The organism is Aeromicrobium sp. S22, assembly GCF_009661045.1.
Classification (GTDB): domain Bacteria; phylum Actinomycetota; class Actinomycetes; order Propionibacteriales; family Nocardioidaceae; genus Aeromicrobium; species Aeromicrobium yanjiei.
In genome coordinates this window covers 1,206,705-1,224,054 of the sequence record NZ_WJWV01000001.1, presented here as the reverse complement: position 1 = coordinate 1,224,054, position 17,350 = coordinate 1,206,705, and the positions used below count along the sequence as shown (strand labels likewise).

Annotated in this window: 16 protein-coding genes; 4 read left to right on the top strand and 12 right to left on the bottom strand. The window is 70.1% G+C overall.

The window, feature by feature from the left end:
* Positions 1 to 31: 31 nt before the first annotated feature.
* The 7 genes from GEV27_RS06045 to rpmE all read right to left on the bottom strand — a co-directional run bounded on the left by GEV27_RS06045 (position 32) and on the right by rpmE (position 5,217).
* On the bottom strand, positions 32 to 436 hold the full coding sequence (locus tag GEV27_RS06045; RefSeq protein WP_153653498.1) for a hypothetical protein: 405 nt from the start codon (positions 434 to 436) through the stop codon (positions 32 to 34).
* Positions 437 to 449: 13 nt separating this feature from the next.
* Complete coding sequence (locus GEV27_RS06040) at positions 450 to 1,571, bottom strand: MraY family glycosyltransferase (RefSeq protein WP_309222067.1); 1,122 nt, start codon at positions 1,569 to 1,571, stop codon at positions 450 to 452.
* Positions 1,568 to 2,230: an L-threonylcarbamoyladenylate synthase gene (locus GEV27_RS06035; protein WP_153653502.1), complete on the bottom strand. Its 663-nt coding sequence runs from the start codon at positions 2,228 to 2,230 to the stop codon at positions 1,568 to 1,570. Before GEV27_RS06035 ends, GEV27_RS06040 begins: the two co-directional genes overlap by 4 nt.
* Before the next feature lie 186 nt (positions 2,231 to 2,416).
* Positions 2,417 to 2,959 (bottom strand): hypothetical protein, encoded by a 543-nt coding sequence (locus tag GEV27_RS06030; protein ID WP_153653504.1) that lies wholly within the window; start codon positions 2,957 to 2,959, stop codon positions 2,417 to 2,419.
* A gap of 13 nt (positions 2,960 to 2,972) precedes the next feature.
* Positions 2,973 to 3,824, bottom strand: coding sequence for a peptide chain release factor N(5)-glutamine methyltransferase (prmC, locus tag GEV27_RS06025; RefSeq protein ID WP_153933693.1), 852 nt, complete (start codon positions 3,822 to 3,824; stop codon positions 2,973 to 2,975).
* A gap of 10 nt (positions 3,825 to 3,834) precedes the next feature.
* A complete protein-coding gene (gene prfA / locus GEV27_RS06020; RefSeq protein WP_153655082.1) occupies positions 3,835 to 4,914 on the bottom strand; it encodes a peptide chain release factor 1 in 1,080 nt (359 codons plus the stop codon).
* Positions 4,915 to 5,010: 96 nt separating this feature from the next.
* On the bottom strand, positions 5,011 to 5,217 hold the full coding sequence (gene rpmE, locus GEV27_RS06015; RefSeq protein WP_108578858.1) for a 50S ribosomal protein L31: 207 nt from the start codon (positions 5,215 to 5,217) through the stop codon (positions 5,011 to 5,013).
* A gap of 199 nt (positions 5,218 to 5,416) precedes the next feature.
* On the opposite strand from rpmE, the gene GEV27_RS06010 reads away from it, so the two are divergent.
* The 3 genes from GEV27_RS06010 to GEV27_RS06000 are packed head-to-tail and all read left to right on the top strand — an operon-like array spanning position 5,417 to position 8,597.
* Complete coding sequence (locus GEV27_RS06010; protein WP_309222066.1) at positions 5,417 to 6,724, top strand: NAD(P)/FAD-dependent oxidoreductase; 1,308 nt, start codon at positions 5,417 to 5,419, stop codon at positions 6,722 to 6,724.
* The gene (locus tag GEV27_RS06005; protein ID WP_309222065.1) at positions 6,721 to 7,647 is read left to right on the top strand and encodes a bile acid:sodium symporter family protein; all 927 of its coding nucleotides are present in this window, start codon (positions 6,721 to 6,723) and stop codon (positions 7,645 to 7,647) included. The genes GEV27_RS06010 and GEV27_RS06005 overlap by 4 nt, the downstream gene beginning before the upstream one ends.
* Complete coding sequence (locus tag GEV27_RS06000) at positions 7,644 to 8,597, top strand: SDR family oxidoreductase (RefSeq protein WP_153933691.1); 954 nt, start codon at positions 7,644 to 7,646, stop codon at positions 8,595 to 8,597. The genes GEV27_RS06005 and GEV27_RS06000 overlap by 4 nt, the downstream gene beginning before the upstream one ends.
* Before the next feature lie 4 nt (positions 8,598 to 8,601).
* Here GEV27_RS06000 and GEV27_RS05995 read toward each other — a convergent pair whose 3' ends face one another.
* From GEV27_RS05995 to GEV27_RS05975, 5 genes are all read right to left on the bottom strand, one after another.
* A complete protein-coding gene (locus GEV27_RS05995) occupies positions 8,602 to 9,084 on the bottom strand; it encodes a glutathione peroxidase (protein ID WP_153653514.1) in 483 nt (160 codons plus the stop codon).
* A 101-nt stretch (positions 9,085 to 9,185) separates the two neighbouring features.
* Positions 9,186 to 11,291, bottom strand: coding sequence for a transcription termination factor Rho (rho, locus tag GEV27_RS05990; RefSeq protein WP_309222064.1), 2,106 nt, complete (start codon positions 11,289 to 11,291; stop codon positions 9,186 to 9,188).
* Positions 11,292 to 11,482: 191 nt separating this feature from the next.
* Positions 11,483 to 12,370, bottom strand: a complete 888-nt coding sequence (gene thrB / locus GEV27_RS05985) for a homoserine kinase (RefSeq protein WP_309222063.1) — start codon at positions 12,368 to 12,370, stop codon at positions 11,483 to 11,485.
* A complete protein-coding gene (thrC, locus tag GEV27_RS05980; protein ID WP_153910320.1) occupies positions 12,367 to 13,431 on the bottom strand; it encodes a threonine synthase in 1,065 nt (354 codons plus the stop codon). Before thrC ends, thrB begins: the two co-directional genes overlap by 4 nt.
* Positions 13,431 to 14,750, bottom strand: a complete 1,320-nt coding sequence (locus GEV27_RS05975; protein ID WP_153653518.1) for a homoserine dehydrogenase — start codon at positions 14,748 to 14,750, stop codon at positions 13,431 to 13,433. The genes thrC and GEV27_RS05975 overlap by 1 nt, the downstream gene beginning before the upstream one ends.
* Before the next feature lie 142 nt (positions 14,751 to 14,892).
* Between GEV27_RS05975 and GEV27_RS05970 the strand changes: the two genes are divergently transcribed.
* The gene (locus GEV27_RS05970) at positions 14,893 to 17,349 is read left to right on the top strand and encodes a carboxypeptidase regulatory-like domain-containing protein (protein WP_153933690.1); all 2,457 of its coding nucleotides are present in this window, start codon (positions 14,893 to 14,895) and stop codon (positions 17,347 to 17,349) included.
* The last annotated feature ends 1 nt before the right edge of the window (position 17,350 follow it).

The following is a 17,350-nucleotide window of genomic DNA, read 5'->3' as shown; positions in this document are numbered from 1 at the left end:
CCCGTCCTTGCGCGCTCAGGTTATCAGGCCCTCAGCGTTCGCTGTCGTCCAGGTCGTAGGTGGGGATCCTGGCCCGCTGCGAGGCGCGCACCTGCAGGAACGTCCACGCGAGCGTGGCGACGATGACGGTGGCGCCCAACGATCGACCATCCAGGTGTGCGCCCACGCCGTCGCGGTCGAACAGGACCGAGAACAGGGCGAGCAGCGCGATCACCTTGGTGAGGAAGAACATCATCGCGACGATCAGGGACAGGTGCGGGCTGACCTTGGTCACGGGGCCGAGGGCAGCCGGACTGGAGGCGAAGAACAGGCAGACGATGACTCCGCCCACGAGCGCGCCGGCGACTCCGTCCCCGCCCTCGCGCAGCCCCGCCACGACGGCACAGAGCGCCGTCACGACCAGAGTTGGCAGCACCACGGTGCGCAGCGTGGTCATCGGGTGTTCTCGTTCATGACCAGACCTTCTCTTCGAGCTTGGGGAGCAGGAACACCGCAGCGATCGTCAGGACGGCCAGGGCGCCGAAGCCGGCGATCGACTGCCAGCCGCTGAACAGGCTGATGACGACGCTGCCGAAGGCCACGAGTCCCGCGAAGGTGTACATCAGCAGGACGGCGCGGCGGTGCGAGTGGCCGATCTCCAGCAGGCGGTGGTGGATGTGCATCTTGTCGGGGCTGAACGGCGACCGGCCGGCGCGCGTCCGTCGTACGACGGCGAGCGCGAGGTCGACGAACGGCACCAGCAGGATCGTGAACGGCAGGATCAGCGGCAGCAGGGCCGGCAGGAAGCTGGCCTCCGCTCCCCCGATGCCCTCGGAGAGCTCGGTCGCCGGGAACTGGCCGGTGAGGCTGATCGACGAGCAGGCGAGCACGAAGCCGATCAGCATCGATCCGGAGTCGCCGATGAACATCCGGGCCGGGAAGAAGTTGTGGGGCAGGATGCCGATGCAGGCTCCTGCGAGCGCGGCCGTCAGCAGGGCGGCCGCGATCGCCCGGGTCTCCCCGTTCTCGACCGCGAGCACGAACGCGTACGCGAAGAAGGCCACGGCCCCGATCGCGACCATGCCGGCCGCGAGACCGTCGAGCCCGTCGACGAAGTTCACCGCGTTCGCCGTGCCCACGATCAGGAGCACCGTGAAGATCATGGCCTGCGCCTGGTCGAGACCGATGTAGTTGCCGTACATCGGCAGGTAGACGAACTGCACGCCCTGCGCGACGACGATGACCCCGGCGAGGACCTGGCCGGCGAACTTGCTGAGCGCGTCGAGCTCGTAGAGGTCGTCCACGATGCCGACCAGGCAGATGACCGCCCCTCCCAGCACGACGGCACGCGCGTCCTTGAAGACGCCGTCGTCCGCCAGGGAGAGGAATGGCAGGTGGGTCGCGACGAGATAGGCCGCGAGGATGCCACCCAGGATCGCGGGCCCCCCGAAGTACGGGGTCGGGATCGCGTGGACGTCGCGGTCACGGACGCGCGCGACGGCGCCGTAGCGATAGGCGGCCTGCCGGGCGATCGACGCCAGGAGGTACGTGACGCCGAGGGCGATGCCGAAGACGACGAGGTATTCCCTCACGCGGTGCCCTCGGTGCTGTCCTTGGCGGGCTCGATCGTGTTGTTGAACCGGTGGAGGACGTCCAGCGGGACAGCCCCCTGGCGCAGGATGCGCGGGGTCGCGCCGGTCGCGTCCAGGATCGTCGACGGCACGCCCGACGTGGTCGGCCCACCGTCGAGGTAGACCGCGACCCGGCCGCCCAGCATGTCCTGGGCCTGCTCGATCGTCTGCGCGGCGGGCAGGCCGGTCGTGTTGGCGCTGCTGACCGCCAGGGGGCCGGTCTGCTTGAGCAGTGCGAGGGCGCGCTTGTCGTCGGGCATGCGCACTGCGACGGTGTTGTGGGTGTCACCGAGGTCCCAGGTCAGGGACGCCTGCTGGTGGCAGATGATCGTCAGCGGGCCCGGCCACAGCGCCTCGACCGCCGACCGCAGCCACGCAGGAATGTTGGTCGCGAGCGCGTCGAGCGTCGTCGGGGCGCCGATCAGGACCGGTGGCGGCATGTCACGGCCTCGCCCCTTGGCGTCGAGGAGGTTCTGCACCGCCCGCGGCGAGAAGGCGTCGGCCGCGATGCCGTAGACCGTGTCGGTCGGGAGGACGACGAGCTTGCCCTCCTCGAGCGCGGCCTGGGCGGCCAGCAGGCCTCGGTCGAACTCCTCGTCCACGCTGCAGTCGAACTTCACCCATTCATCCTAGGCGCAGCCCCGTCCCCGCCCGTCACCCACAACCGCCGACGAGTCACGTACGGACGCCCACGAGTCACGTACGGATGCCGAACGTGACTCGTCAGCGGTCGTGGGTGACTCGTCAGCGGTCGTGGGTGACTCGTCAGCGGTCGTACGTGACTCGTGGGCGGTCGGGGTGAATGGTCAGAACCAGCTGACGTGGTGGAGCAGGAAGGCGATCGCGAGGAACTGGATCAGTCGCCCGGTGAAGACCATCGTCAGGAACAGCCACTGCGGCTGCTTGGACGCGCCGGCGAGGATCGTCACGATCGCCAGCGGAGGAACGCCCGTGAGCGAGGACATGAACGCCGTGAGGCCGCCCGAGTAGGGCCGGTCGAGCAGGGTCAGCAGCCAGTCGCTGGCCCTCTTGATCCCGCGGGACAGCCGGGTCCGCGCGAGCCGGCGGCCGGCGGCCCGCATCTTGAGCGACACGCCGTTGCGAGGCGGGCGCGGCTCCACCATCCGGATCTTGTTGGTCCCCCGCCGGGCCAGCTGGAAGACGAACATCTTGCCGATCGTCGTCGCGATGACGTGGACGAGGATCAAGAACGCCAGGAAGGGCCGACTGTCCACGGTCGCACCGATCGCCACGACGTAGAGCTCGGCATTGATGAAGACCGGCAGGACGGCCGCTCCGAGACCGACGGCGATGGCAGAGCCGATCAGTCCCAGCTCTTCGAGGCCCATGATGCGTCTGAGCCTAGCGGCGGGGCTTCGTCGCGGTGACGAAGCGGGGACGCTCGGCCAGGTCGCGGTGGTCGCGGACGTCAGCCCAGCGCGGCGCGAAGACCGCTGGGGCCGACTCGCCCTGCGCGTCCGCATGCTCGGCGCCGACCACTCCACCCGGCTTCAACAGCCGCCACGCGACCTTGTCGACGACCCGCATCGCGTCCAGGCCGTCGTCGCCTGACCAGAGCGCCAGCGCGGGATCGTGGTCACGCGCCTCGGGCGCCACGCTCTCCCACGCGTCCAGCGGGATGTACGGCGGGTTGGCGACGACGACATCCACCTGACCATCGAGATCGGGGAACGCGTCGGCCATGTCGCCGAGCCGCAGATCGACGCCCGTCCCGGCCAGGTTGCGCTGGGCCCACTCGTACGCCGGCTCGTCGAGCTCGACCGCGTGCACCTGCGCGCCGGGCACCTCATGGACGACCGACAGCGAGATCGCACCGGCGCCGGCGCAGAGCTCGACCACGACCGGAGACTCCAGCGTCTTGGCGTGCTCGATCGCCCAGCCGGCCAGCAGCTCGGTCTCCGGACGCGGGACGAACACCCCGGGCCCGACCTCGACGTCGACATAGCGGAAGGCCGCCGAGCCCGTGAGGTGCTGCAGCGGGACGCGCGACGCACGGGCGGTCACCATCGCGGTGAACGTCTTCACCTGCAGCCCGTTGGGCTTCGCGCTGCCCATCAGCATCATCCGGGGTACGCCGGTGACGTGGCTCAGCAGCACCTCGGCGTCGTGACGGGGGGATGACACTCCCCCGGCCTCGAGCTCGGCCGTCGCCTGCTCGAGCAGGCGCTCGGCCTGCGTGCGGACGGTGCTCATGCTCGCGTGCTCACGACCCGGACTCGACCGACGCGAGGCGCTCGGCCAGCTCCGCGTCGACCAGGGACTTGATGACGTCGTCGAGCGCGCCGTCCATCACCTGGTCGAGGTTGTACGCCTTGAAACCGGTGCGGTGGTCCGACAGCCGGTTCTCCGGGAAGTTGTACGTACGGATGCGCTCGGACCGGTCGACCGTGCGGATCTGCGACTTGCGCACGTCCGAGGCCTCGGCATCCGCCGTGGCCTGGGCCGCCTCGAGCAGCCGCGCCCGCAGGATGCGCATCGCCTGCTCCTTGTTCTGCAGCTGGCTCTTCTCGTTCTGGCAGCTCGCGACGATGCCGGTCGGCACGTGCGTGATGCGGACGGCCGAGTCGGTCGTGTTGACGCTCTGGCCGCCGGGACCCGACGAGCGGTAGACGTCGATGCGCAGGTCGCTGTCGTGGATCTCGACGTCGATGTCCTCGGCCTCGGCCAGCACGAGGACGCCGGCCGCCGACGTGTGGATGCGGCCCTGCGACTCGGTGACGGGGACGCGCTGGACGCGGTGCACGCCGCCCTCGAACTTCAGCAGCGCGTGGGGCGCCTCCCCCGGCTCGGGCGTGCCCTTGGCCTTGACCGCCATCGTCACGGACTTGTAACCGCCCAGCGCCGACTCGGTCGCGTCGAGGATCTCGGTCTTCCAGCCGCGCTGCTCGGCGTAGCGGGAGTACATCCGCAGGAGGTCGCCGGCGAACAGCGCCGACTCCTCGCCGCCCTCGCCGCCCTTGATCTCCAGGATCACGTCCTTGGCGTCGGCCGGGTCGCGCGGCACCAGCAGGCGCTGCAGCCGCTCGGACAGCTGGTGGAGCCGCGGCTCCAGGGTCTCGACCTCCGCGGCGAACGACTCGTCCTCGGAGGCCAGCTCACGGGCGGCCTCGAGGTCGTCGGTGACCTGCTGGAACTCGCGGTACGTCTTGACGATCGCGGACAGCTCGGCGTAGCGCTGGCCGAGCCGCTTGGCCAGTCCGGGGTCGGAGTGCACCGACGGGTCGGCCATGCGCTGCTCGAGCTCGGCGTGCTCGGCGACGAGCGAGTCGACTGCCTCGAACATGGACATGGGCGGCTCCTGGGGTGCGCTGGCGTGAAGGGGACGAACGACAGCGCCGACCCGCGCCCGAGAGGGGCGGGGGTCGGCGCTGGGAGGTCGCTACTTCTTGGCGTAACGCTTCTCGAAGCGGGCGACGCGTCCGCCCGTGTCGAGGATCTTCTGCTTGCCCGTGTAGAACGGGTGGCAGGCCGAGCACACATCGGCGCGCAGGACGCCTTCAGGTGCGGTGCTCTTGGTGGTGAACGTGTTGCCGCAGGTGCAGGTGACCTGGGTCTCGACGTAGTTGGGGTGGATGCCGTTCTTCATGGTGTCCTCTCGGCGGTCGCTGGGTCGTCTCGCGGGGTGCGGGGCCGTGAACCAGAACCAAGGATTGATTGTGCCAGTTGGTACCCGTTACAAGGAAATCGGTCCCCGATTCATTCCCACCCGTCGGCTGGCCTCTCCCCACCTGACCGCACCGTGAGAACCTGCGGCTGCGACCCCGCGGACTGGCAGACTGCCGCCTGTGTCCTCCCCGTCCACCTACGCCCTCATCGGCGCCGGGCCCTCGGGCCTCGCCGGCGCCCGCAACCTCGACCGCCGCGGCATCGCCTGGACGGGCTTCGAGCTCGCCGACGACGTGGGCGGGCTCTGGAACATCAATGCCCCCCGGAGCACCGTGTACGAGTCCGCGCACCTGATCTCGTCGCGGACCACGACCGAGTTCACCGAGTTCCCGATGCGCGAGGACGTCGCGGACTACCCGGGCCACCGCGCTCTCATGGCGTACTTCGGCGACTTCGCCGACACGTTCGGGCTGCGTGACCGGTTCCGCTTCGGCACCGAGGTGACCCGAGTCGAGCCGGCCGACCCGAGCACGGGCGGCTGGGACGTCACGAGCCGCGGCCCCGACGGCACGACGACGACCGAGACGTTCGCGGGCGTCATCCTCGCCAACGGCACCCTGTCCGAGCCCAACGTCCCGCAGCTCGAGGGCGAGTTCACCGGCGAGGTCATGCACACCAGTGCGTACAAGTCGCCCGAGGTGTTCCGCGGCAAGCGGGTGCTCATCGTCGGCGCGGGCAACAGCGGCTGCGACATCGCGGTCGACGCCGTCCACCACGCCGCCGCGGTCGACCTCAGCGTCCGGCGGGGCTACTACTTCGTGCCGAAGTACCTGTTCGGCAAGCCCGCCGACACCCTCAACCAAGGTCGTCCGCTCCCGGCCCGCCTCAAGCAGGCGATCGACAGCCGCGTCCTGCGGATGTTCACCGGCGACCCCGTCCGCTTCGGCTTCCCCGAGCCCGACTACAAGATCTACGAGTCCCACCCCGTCGTGAACACCCTGGTGCTGCACCACATCGGGCACGGTGACGTGGCCGTGCGCAAGGACGTCGCCCGGCTCGACGGCCAGGACGTCCACTTCGTCGACGGGTCGTCCGGCACGTACGACGTCCTGGTGCTCGCAACCGGCTACCGGCTGCACTACCCGTTCATCGACCGTCAGCACCTGAGCTGGACCGGCGCCGCCCCCGATCTGCACCTCAACATCTTCTCCCCCGAGCACGACGACCTGTTCGTGCTCGGGATGATCGAGGCGTCCGGCATCGGCTGGCAGGGCCGCTACGAGCAGGCCGAGCTGGTCGCCGCCTTCATCGCCGCGAAGGAGACCGGGAGCCCGGCGGCCGACCGGCTCCTCGAGCAGGTGCACGGCCCGCCCCCCGACCTCACCGGTGGCTATCGCTACCTGGGGCTCGAGCGGATGAGCTACTACGTCAACAAGGACGCCTACCGCCGCGCCGTCGGCCGGGCCATCAAGGAGCTGAGCGCGTGATCGCCAACGTCGACGTCGACTCCATCTCGATCGCGTTCAACGAGAGCTCGCTGACGCTGCTCAAGGTCGTGATCGGCGCGATCCTGTTCGGGATCGCCCTCGACACCCGGGTCGAGGACTTCCGGGCCGCGCTGCGCAAGCCTCGCGCCATGGCGGTCGCGATCGCGGGGCAGTTCGTGCTGCTGCCCGCCATCACCTTCGCCCTGACCCTCGTCCTGGACGTGCGGGGATCGGTCGCCCTCGGCATGATCCTCGTCGCCTGCTGCCCGCCGGGCAACGTCTCCAACATCTTGACCCACCGTGCCCGCGGCGACGTCGCGCTGTCGGTGTCGATGACCGCGGTGTCGAACGTCCTCGCGATCTTCTTGATGCCGCTGAACTTCGCCCTGTGGGGCGGGTGGCACCCCACCGGAGACGCCTTCCTGCGCGACATCGACGTCACTCCGTGGGACATGCTCAGCGAGGTCGTGCTCGTGATCGGCGTGCCCTTCGCGCTCGGCCTGACCGTGGCCCGGCTGTGGCCACGGGTCGCGGCGGCGGCGCACACCTGGGTCAGCCGGATCGCGTTCCTGGGCCTCGCGGCGATCATCCTGGTCGGCGTCGCCAAGAACTGGGACATCTTCACCGACTACATCGGAGTCGTGCTGCTCGCGGTGTTCCTGCACGACGCCCTGGCCCTCGCGCTCGGCTACGGCATCGCCCGCGGCACAGGGCTGGACGACTACAGCCGCCGCGCGATGACGTTCGAGGTCGGCATCCGCAATGCGGGCCTGGGCCTGCTCCTGGTGTTCCAGTTCTTCGACGGCCTCGGTGGCATGGCCCTGGTCGCCGCGTGGTGGGGCATCTGGGACATCATCGCGGGCCTCGTGCTGGCGACGTGGTGGGGACGCCGCGCGCCCGCACGCGAGCAGGTCGACGCATGACGGGGCACCGGGTCCTCGTGACGGGGGCGGACGGGTTCCTGGGGCGCTCCGTCGTGCAAGGGCTGGCCGCCTCCCCCACGGTGGACGTCGTCGTGGGGACGGACCTGCGTCTACCGGACGAGGCCACGCCGGGCGCGGTGCACGAGATCGCGGACGTCACGGACCCCGCCGCTGTCGACGCGGTGATCGGACGCCACGGGGTCGACACGGTCGTGCACCTGGCCTCGATCGTCAACCCGGGCCGCGGCATGTCCGACGAGCTGGCGTACCGCGTCGACGTGGACGGCAGCCGTCACGTGCTCGACGCGTGCATCGCCCACGGCGTGCGACGACTGGTGGTGTCCTCGAGCGGCGCGGCGTACGGCTATCACGCCGACAGCCCGGCCTGGATCACCGAGGACCAGCCGGTGCGCGCCAACGACGCCTTCGCGTACAGCCGGCACAAGCGACTCGTCGAGCAGATGCTGGCCGCCGAGCGCGAGGCCCACCCGGGCCTGGAGCAGGTCGTGCTGCGCATCGGCACGATCCTCGGCGCCACGGTCGACAACCAGATCACCGACCTGTTCCGCGCCAGGCGGCTGCTGCGGATCGCCGGATCGGACTCCCCGTTCGTGTTCATCTGGGACGAGGACCTCGTGGCGATCATGCTGCAGGCCGTGACCGGTCACGTCACGGGCGTCTTCAATGTCGCCGGCGACGGCGCGATGACCGTGCGGGAGATCGCCGCCGCCCTGGGCAAGCCGACACTGCCGGTGCCCGAGCCGGTGCTGCGCACGGCCCTGCGGGTCGCCAGGCCGCTGCGGCTGACGCAGTACGGCCCCGAGCAGACCAAGTTCCTGCAGTACAGGCCCGTGCTCGACAACAGCCGGCTCAAGGACGTCTTCGGCTATCGGCCCGCCAAGACGAGCCGTGAGGCGTTCGCCGCGTGGCAGGCCGCCCAGGGGTTGTGAGCGATCAGGCCGGCAGCAGCTTCTCGATGTCGGCCTTGATCTTCTCGGGCTTGGTCGCCGAGCCGTAGCGCTTGACGACGTTGCCCTCGGTGTCGATCAGGAACTTGGTGAAGTTCCACTTGATCGCCGACGGGCCGACTCCGCCCTTCTCCTGCTTGAGCCACTTGTAGAGCGGGTGCGCCCCGTCGCCGTTGACCTCGATCTCGGAGAACAACGGGAACGTCACACCGAAGTTCTTCTCGCAGAACGCGGCGGTCTCCTCGTCACCGTCGGGGTTCTGGTTGCCGAACTGGTCGCACGGGAAGCCCAGCACGACCAGGCCGCGGTCGACGTACTCCCGGTAGACCTCCTCGAGGCCCTTGAACTGCGGGGTGAAGCCACACTGCGTCGCGGTGTTGACGACGAGGAGGACCTTGCCCTTGTAGTCGGCCAGGAGCCGCTCGGTGCCGTCGATCGCGGTGGCGGAGAAGTCGTGTGCGGTGGTCATGGCGCCAGCCTAGGGGCCGACCTCCCGGGCGACCATCCGAAACCGGTACGACGAAGGGGCGCACCCGGTCACCGGATGCGCCCCTCCCCTTCGTGCACAGGTCAGCTGGTGGCGGCTGCCCCGTCCTCAGAGATCGTCTTGGTGATCTGCGCGAGGAACTCAGCGTTGTTGGGCGACTGCTTGAGCTTGTCGAGCATCAGCTCCAGGCCCTGGCGGCCGTCGAGGCCCGACAGCACGCGCCGCAGCTTCCAGACGATGTTGAGCTCGTCCTTGCCCATCAGCAGCTCCTCGCGGCGGGTGCTGGACGCCTCGACGTCCACCGCCGGGAAGATCCGCTTGTCGGCGAGGTCGCGACGCAGGCGCAGCTCCCAGTTGCCGGTGCCCTTGAACTCCTCGAAGATGACCTCGTCCATGCGGGACCCGGTCTCGACCAACGCGGTGGCGAGGATCGTCAGCGAACCGCCGTCCTCGATGTTGCGCGCGGCGCCGAAGAACTTCTTGGGCGGGTAGAGCGCCGACGAGTCGACGCCACCGGACATGATGCGACCGGAGGCCGGCGCGGCGAGGTTGTACGCCCGGCCGAGGCGCGTGATGCCGTCCAGCAGCAGCACGACGTCGTGGCCCAGCTCGACCAGACGCTTCGCGCGCTCGATCGCGAGCTCGGCGACCATCGTGTGATCGGTGGCCGGACGGTCGAACGTCGAGGCGATGACCTCGCCCTTGACGGTGCGCTGGAACTCGGTGACCTCCTCGGGACGCTCGTCGACCAGGACGATCATCAGGTGGCACTCGGGGTTGTTGGTCGTGATCGCGTTGGCGATCTGCTGCATCACGACGGTCTTGCCGGCCTTCGGCGGCGACACGATGAGGCCGCGCTGACCCTTGCCGATCGGCGACACCAGGTCGATGACGCGACCGGTCAGGCCGCCGGCCTCACCCTCGAGGCGCAGGCGCTCCGACGGGTACAGCGGAGTGAGCTTGGAGAACTCGACGCGCTTGGTCGCCTCCTCCAGGGCCATCCCGTTGACCGAGTCGATCTTGACCATCGGGTTGAACTTCTCCTTGCGCTCGCCCTCGCGGGGCTGGCGCACCTGACCGACGACGGCGTCGCCGCGGCGAAGGCCCCACTTGCGGACCATGGAGAGCGAGACGTAGACGTCGTTGTCGCTGGGCAGGTAGCCCGTGGTGCGCACGAACGCGTAGTTGTCGAGGATGTCGAGAATGCCCGCGGCGGGCACCAGGACGTCGTCCTCGGTGTACGACGTGTCGACGTCGAGGCTGCCGCGTCCGCCGCCCTGGCTGTTGCGGTTGCGACCGCGACGGTTGCGGCGACGTCCGCCGCCGTCCTCGTCGTCGTCGTGCTGCGCCGGCGCCGGCTGACGATCGGCCTGGGGCGGGTTCTGGTTGCGGTTCTGGTTGCCCTGGTTGCGGTTCGTGTTGCCGCCACCGTTGGCGTTCTGGCCGCGTCCACGACCGCGACCGCGGCCGCCCTCGGCGTCGTCGTCCCGGTCGTCGGCGGACTGGTCGCCGCGCGCGTTGTCGTGGCGGGACTCGTTCTTGGGCTCCGCCTGGGCGTCTGCCTTCGCACCGCCGCGCTGCGAGCCGTTCTTGCCGGCCCCGCCCTTGTCCGACTTGTCGGCACCGCTCTTGTCGGCACCGTTCTTGTCGGCACCGCTCTTGTCGGCGACGTTCTTCTCAGCGCCGTTCTTCTCGGCGCCGTTCTGACCCTCGTCGGTCGTGACGACATCGCTCTTGGCAGCCCTGGAGCGGCTGCGCGTGGGCTTGTCGGCCTTCGCGGCCGGCGCCTCGTCGGCGACGACGTCGGACGTGGGCTTGTCGGCCTTGGCGTTGCGGCCCCGCGCTCCGCCCCGCTTGGGGGCCTCGCTCTTGGCGGCCTCGCCGGACTCGGCGTCGTTCTTCGTCGGGGGGACGATCACGGGTGCGGCGTCGGCGGTGTCCGCGACGGCCGGTCCCGAGGCGGCCTTGACGGCGGCCTTCGTCGAGGTGCCCGCGTCGCCGCGAGCGATCTTGATGGCGTCGATGAGTGCGCCCTTACGCATCTTCTCCGCGCCGGTGATGCCGAGTCCCGCAGCGATTTCCTGCAGCTCGGCAAGCACCTTTCCACCCAGGCTTCCCCCGGTCTTGCGGGGGGTCCCGGCCGAGGCCGAGGACGCGGAGGCATCAGGTGTCGTGGTGGTTTCAGTCACGTAGGTTCCTTTGGATGAGGCCACAAGGCCAGTGGTCCGGAAAGCCGGATCGCGTGGAGGCTTGCCCGTATCTGACGGGCGACTTGAGTGGCACTGCTCACTTGCTGTCACTGTCGGGGAGATGAACTCGACTCCGACTCATCCACCATAACATCAACGGGTCCGCCGGAATTCCCGATCGGTTCAACTGCTCAGGCGCCGCTGCGGACGACCTCTGCGCCCGTGCGATCGACGCCCAGCTCGTGGACGACCCACCCGGCGGGAGCGCGGTCGGCCACTCCTCGCGCGAACACCAGGACCGTCGGACCGGCGCCCGAGATGATCGCCGGTACGCCCTCGACCCGCAGCTGGCGCAGCAGCTTGTAGGACTCGGGCATCGCCTCGGAGCGGTAGCCCTGGTGGATCCAGTCCTCGGTCGCCGACGCGAGGCGGTGCGGCGCCCCGGTGAGGGCGGCCACGAGCAGCGCAGCGCGGCCGGCGTTGCGCGCGGCATCGGCGTGCGGGACGCTCTCGGGCAGCAGCCCCCGGGCCTTCTCGGTCGAGACGGCTGCGGGCGGCACGAACACCGTGACCTCGACGTTGGTCTCGAGTCGCTCGACCTCGGCGGCGGCACCGTCGATCCAGGCGATCGTCAGTCCGCCGAAGAACGCCGCGGCGACGTTGTCGGGATGACCCTCGAGGTCGACCGTCAGCTGGTACGCCGCCGCGTCGTCCAGCAACGCCTCGCCGCCCACGACCAGCGCGCGCGCCAGCAGGACGCCGCCCACGATCGCCGCGGCGGACGAGCCGAGCCCGCGGCCGTGGGGGATGGTGTTGGTGCAGGTCAGTCGCAGCCCGGACGGGCGTCCACCGAGCAGGTCGAAGGCCGCGTGCATGGCCTGGACGACCAGGTGCGTCTCGTCCAGCGGCACGCCGTCCATGCCCTCGCCGGTGACGTGGACGTCGAGCCCTTCGTCGACGACCTCGGCCGTCAGCGTGTCGTGCAGGGTCAGCGCGAGACCGAGCGCGTCGAAACCGGGACCGAGGTTCGCGCTCGAGGCCGGCACCCTGACGGTGACCGGTCCGTCGACGAAGGTCACCGAAGGCCTGCGGCCTCGGCCGCAGCGTCGACGTCGGCCTCGATGATCGCGTCGACCATCGCCCCCACGCCCGAGAGCGCGGTGTCGATGTCCTTCAGCCCGTGACCGGTGACGGTGACCGCGATGGTCTGCCCCGGCTCGACCTCCCCGGCGACGGCCGCGGCCAGCAGGCCCGCGACGCCGGCGGCGGAGGCGGGCTCGACGAAGACGCCGTCGTGGGAGGCGAGATCGCGCTGGGCCTGGAGGATCTGCTCGTCACTGACCGACGCGATGCGACCGCCGGACTCGTCACGGGCCGCCGTCGCCAGGTGCCACGAGGCGGGGTTGCCGATGCGGATCGCGGTCGCGATCGTCTCGGGGACGGCGATCGGGGCGCCCTGGACGATGGGATCGGCGCCCTGCGCCTGGAAGCCCCACATCTGCGGGGTGCGCGTCGCGATGCCCGCGTCGGCGTACTCGCGGTAGCCCAGCCAGTACGCCGAGATGTTGCCCGCGTTGCCGACCGGCAGCACGTGCAGGTCGGGGGTCGCGTCGAGGGCGTCCACGATCTCGAACGCCGCGGTCTTCTGCCCCTGCAGGCGGACGGGGTTGACCGAGTTGACGAGGGCGACGGGGTACTTGTCGGCCAGCGCCCGCGACAGCTGCAGGCACTCGTCGAAGCCGCCACGGACCTGGATGACCTCGGCACCGTGCATGACGGCCTGCGCCATCTTGCCCGCGGAGATCTTGCCGTGCGGCACGAGGACGATCGGGGTCAGGCCGGCCGTGGCCGCGTACGCGGTCATGGAGGCGGACGTGTTGCCGGTCGACGCGCACACCACTGCCTTGGCGCCCTCGCCCACCGCGACCGAGACGGCCGTGGTCATGCCGCGGTCCTTGAACGAGCCCGTGGGGTTGTTGCCCTCGACCTTGATCCAGACGTCACCGTGCACGATGCCCGAGAGCCACGACGAGTGGACGAGCGGAGTGCCGCCCTCCCCCAGGGTGACGACCGGCGTCTCGGACGTCACGGGGAGCCACTCGCGGTACTCCTCGATGACGCCTCTCCACAGGTGTGCCATCAGAATCCTCCCTCGACGCGCATCACGGATGTCACGTCACGCACCATGTCGAGCCCGCGCAGCGAGGCCACCGTGGCCGACAGCGAGGCGTCCTCGGCCTCGTGCGTCACGATGACGAGCTGGGCATCGGACCCGCTGCCCTCCTGGCGGACGGTCTTGATCGAGACCCCGTACTCGGCGAACGCACTCGCGACCGACGCGAGCACGCCCGCGCGGTCGTCGACGTCGATCGACACGTGATAGCGGGTGCGGGCCCGCCCCATGTCGAGCACCTCGAGCTGCGCGTGGGTCGACTCGCCGGGCCCGAAGACGTCGCTGCGCCGGTTGCGGGCGACCGAGACGACGTCGCCGAGAACTGCGCTGGCCGTCGGGGAGCCTCCGGCGCCGGGGCCGTAGAACATCAGCTCGCCGGCCGACTCGCTCTCGACGAACACCGCGTTGTACGCCCCGTGGACGCTCGCGAGCGGGTGGGTCAGCGGGATCATCGCGGGGTGGACGCGCGCCGACACGGCCGGGCCGGTCGGGGTGTCCCGCTTCTCGCAGATCGCGAGCAGCTTGACGACGCAGCCCATCTCGTCGGCCGAACGGACGTCGGCCGCGGTCACCTCGGTGATGCCCTCGCGGTGCACGTCGCCGATCGTGACGCGGGTGTGGAAGGCGAGCCCGGCGAGGATCGCCGCCTTGGACGCAGCGTCGAAGCCCTCGATGTCCGCGGTGGGATCCGCCTCGGCGTAACCGAGACGCTGTGCCTCGTCGAGTGCCTCGGAGAAGCCCTGACCCGTCGTGGTCATCGCGTCGAGGATGAAGTTGGTGGTGCCGTTGACAATGCCGAGGACGCGCTGGACGCGGTCACCGGCCAGCGACTCGCGGAGCGGACGGACGATCGGGATCGCGCCGGCGACCGCAGCCTCGAAGTACAAGTCGCGCTCTGCCTTGTGCGCGGCCTCGAACAGGGTGGCGCCGTCCTCGGCCAGCAGCGCCTTGTTGGCGGTCACGACCGAGGCGCCGTTCTCCAGCGCGGTCAGGATCAGCTCGCGGGCCAGGTCGATGCCGCCGATGACCTCGATCACCACGTCGATGTCACCGCGCGACACGAGGCCGACTGCATCGGTCGTGAACAGCTCGCTGGGCAGGTCGAGGTCGCGCTCACGGTTCAGACGGCGTACCGCGACACCCACGAGCTCGAGCGGAGCGCCGACGCGCTGAGCGAGCTCGTCCGCATCCCGCGTGAGCAGTCGGGCGACCTCCGTGCCGACGACTCCGCAGCCCAGCAGGGCGACTCGGAGCGGACGTCCGGGGGTCCACGAGGAGGTGCTCACGCTGCAAGGGTATCGGCGTCCCTACCGAGTGGACGACACGGCCGTGAATCTGGTCATCTGCAAATCAGACAGCACGTCTGTCTACAATCACCGCTGGACGGGGGCAGCTCACCGGCCCCGCCGCACACGACCGGGGGGACCCATGACTTTCGCCGCACCGTCAGCTGACACCTCGACGCCGCGCAGGCGCCGGCTGAGCAGGCTCACCGGCGTGCTCGTCGCCGCCTGCCTCGCCGGGGCCGGACTGACGGCCCAGCCCGCTCAGGCCGACGACACGGGCTCCCTCACCGGCGCGGTGTTCACCCAGTCGGTCGGCGGCCCCAAGACAACCGCCGACGGGGGCTACCTCTACCTGTACCGGTGGGACCCCGCCGACGAGCGCTTCGCCTCGGTCGACGCCGATCCTTCGGACGACGACACCGACGCGTACCGGTTCGACGGCGGCACCTACACGCTGCCGAACCTGCCAGCGGGCTCCTACACGTTCGAGGTCCACGCATCGCCGGCCTATCAGAGCGAGTACTACAACGATGCCTTCGACGTCATGGACGCCACCACGCTGCAGGTCGGCTCGGGCACCACTGTCGCCGACGACGTGGTGCTCGAGGTGTCGGGCCAGATCACCGGCCGGGTGACCGACCGGGCCGGCAAGCCACTCGCCAACGCCTCGATCATGTTCAGGCGCTCGGAAATGGCCGGAGGTACGACGGTCCGGACAGACGCCGACGGCGTGTACAGCTCCGTGGGCATGCGTGGCGGAGGACTGGTGAGGGGCACGTACAAGGTCGAGGCCTCGGTCCACGCCGACAAGCCGGACGACCCCTCGTACGAGTCGCGCTACTGGAAGAACAGCACCACCTTCGCCGGCGCCGCGGACGTGGCAGTCACGCCCGGGAAGACCACCGACAAGATCGACATCGCCCTGGATCAGGCCCCCCGCATCCGGCTCACCGTCAAGGACCCGGCCGGCAATCCGGTGCCGGACGCGGCCGTCGGCGTGTGGCAGTTCTACGAGGGCGAGTGGGGCCCGCGCCGCGCCGGTCCGAACGAGACGGACGACGCAGGCGTCTATCGCCAGACGGTCCGGATCGGCGACCGCTACAAGTTCTTCTTCACTCCGCCGGCCGGCGTCGACGGTGTCACCGAGTGGTACGACAACGCATACTCCGAGGCTGCCGCGAAGGAGGTCACCGCGACCTCGCACGGCGAAGTCATCGACATCGAGATCAAGCTCGGCCCCGCGCCCGCGGTCGCCGGCTCGACGCCCACCATCACCGGGACGCCCCAGGTCGGCCAGCAGCTCACCGCCGACCCCGGCACCTGGGGACCAGCCGGCGTCGAGCTGGCCTACCAGTGGCTCGCGAACGGAGCACCCATCGAGGGCGCCACCCAAGCCACGTACACGCCCTCGATCGAGGACGCCACCAAGACCATCGCCGTGCGGGTCACGGGCACGCTCGCCCACCACACCACCACGGCCAAGACGTCCGCAGCGACGGCCCCAGTATCGAAGCCCGCGGTCGCCGGCTCGACGCCCACCATCACCGGGACGCCACAGGTCGGCCAGCAGCTCACCGCCGACCCCGGCACCTGGGGACCAGCCGGCGTCGAGCTGGCCTACCAGTGGCTCGCGAACGGAGCACCCATCGAGGGCGCCACCCAAGCCACGTACACGCCCTCGATCGAGGACGCCACCAAGACCATCGCCGTGCGGGTCACGGGCACGCTCGCCCACCACACCACCACGGCCAAGACGTCCGCAGCGACGGCCCCAGTATCGAAGCCCGCGGTCGCCGGCTCGACGCCCACCATCACCGGGACGCCACAGGTCGGCCAGCAGCTCACCGCCGACCCCGGCACCTGGGGACCAGCCGGCGTGGAGCTGGCCTACCAGTGGCTCGCGAACGGAGCACCCATCGAGGGCGCCACCCAAGCCACGTACACGCCCTCGATCGAGGACGCCACCAAGACCATCACCGTGCGGGTCACGGGCACGCTCGCCACCCACACCGCCACGACCAAGACGTCCGCAGCGACGGCCCCAGTGGCGACACCGCCCGTGGTCACGGGAGCCGCCCCGACGATCAGCGGCACGCCCCGCAGCGGCAAGACGCTCAGCGTCGCCACCGGAAGCTGGGGTCCGGCCGGCGTGACGTTGGCTCGGCAGTGGCGGGCCAACGGCGCCGCGATCACCGGTGCGACCGGGTCCACGCTGCGCCTGTCCAACGCCCACGCAGGCAAGAAGATCACCGTGACGGTCACCGGCACGATCGAGGGCGGGGCGCCGGTCGTGAGGACGTCTGCCGCGACCGCGAAGGTCCAGGGCGTCCTGACCGCCAAGAAGGTCACGATCAGCGGGACCGCCAAGGTCGGCAGGACGTTGCGCGCCAAGACCGGCTCGTGGGGTCCGGCGCCGGTGACCTCGAGCTACAAGTGGTATCGCAACGGCCGGGCGATCTCAGGCCAGAAGAAGAGCACCTACAAGGTCCGCAAGGCCGATGTCGGCAAGCGCATCACGGTGCGCGTGACCCAGAGGAAGAGCAGCTACGTCACCGTCAGCAAGCTGAGCTCGAAGACCGCCAAGGTCAAGAAGAAGTAGT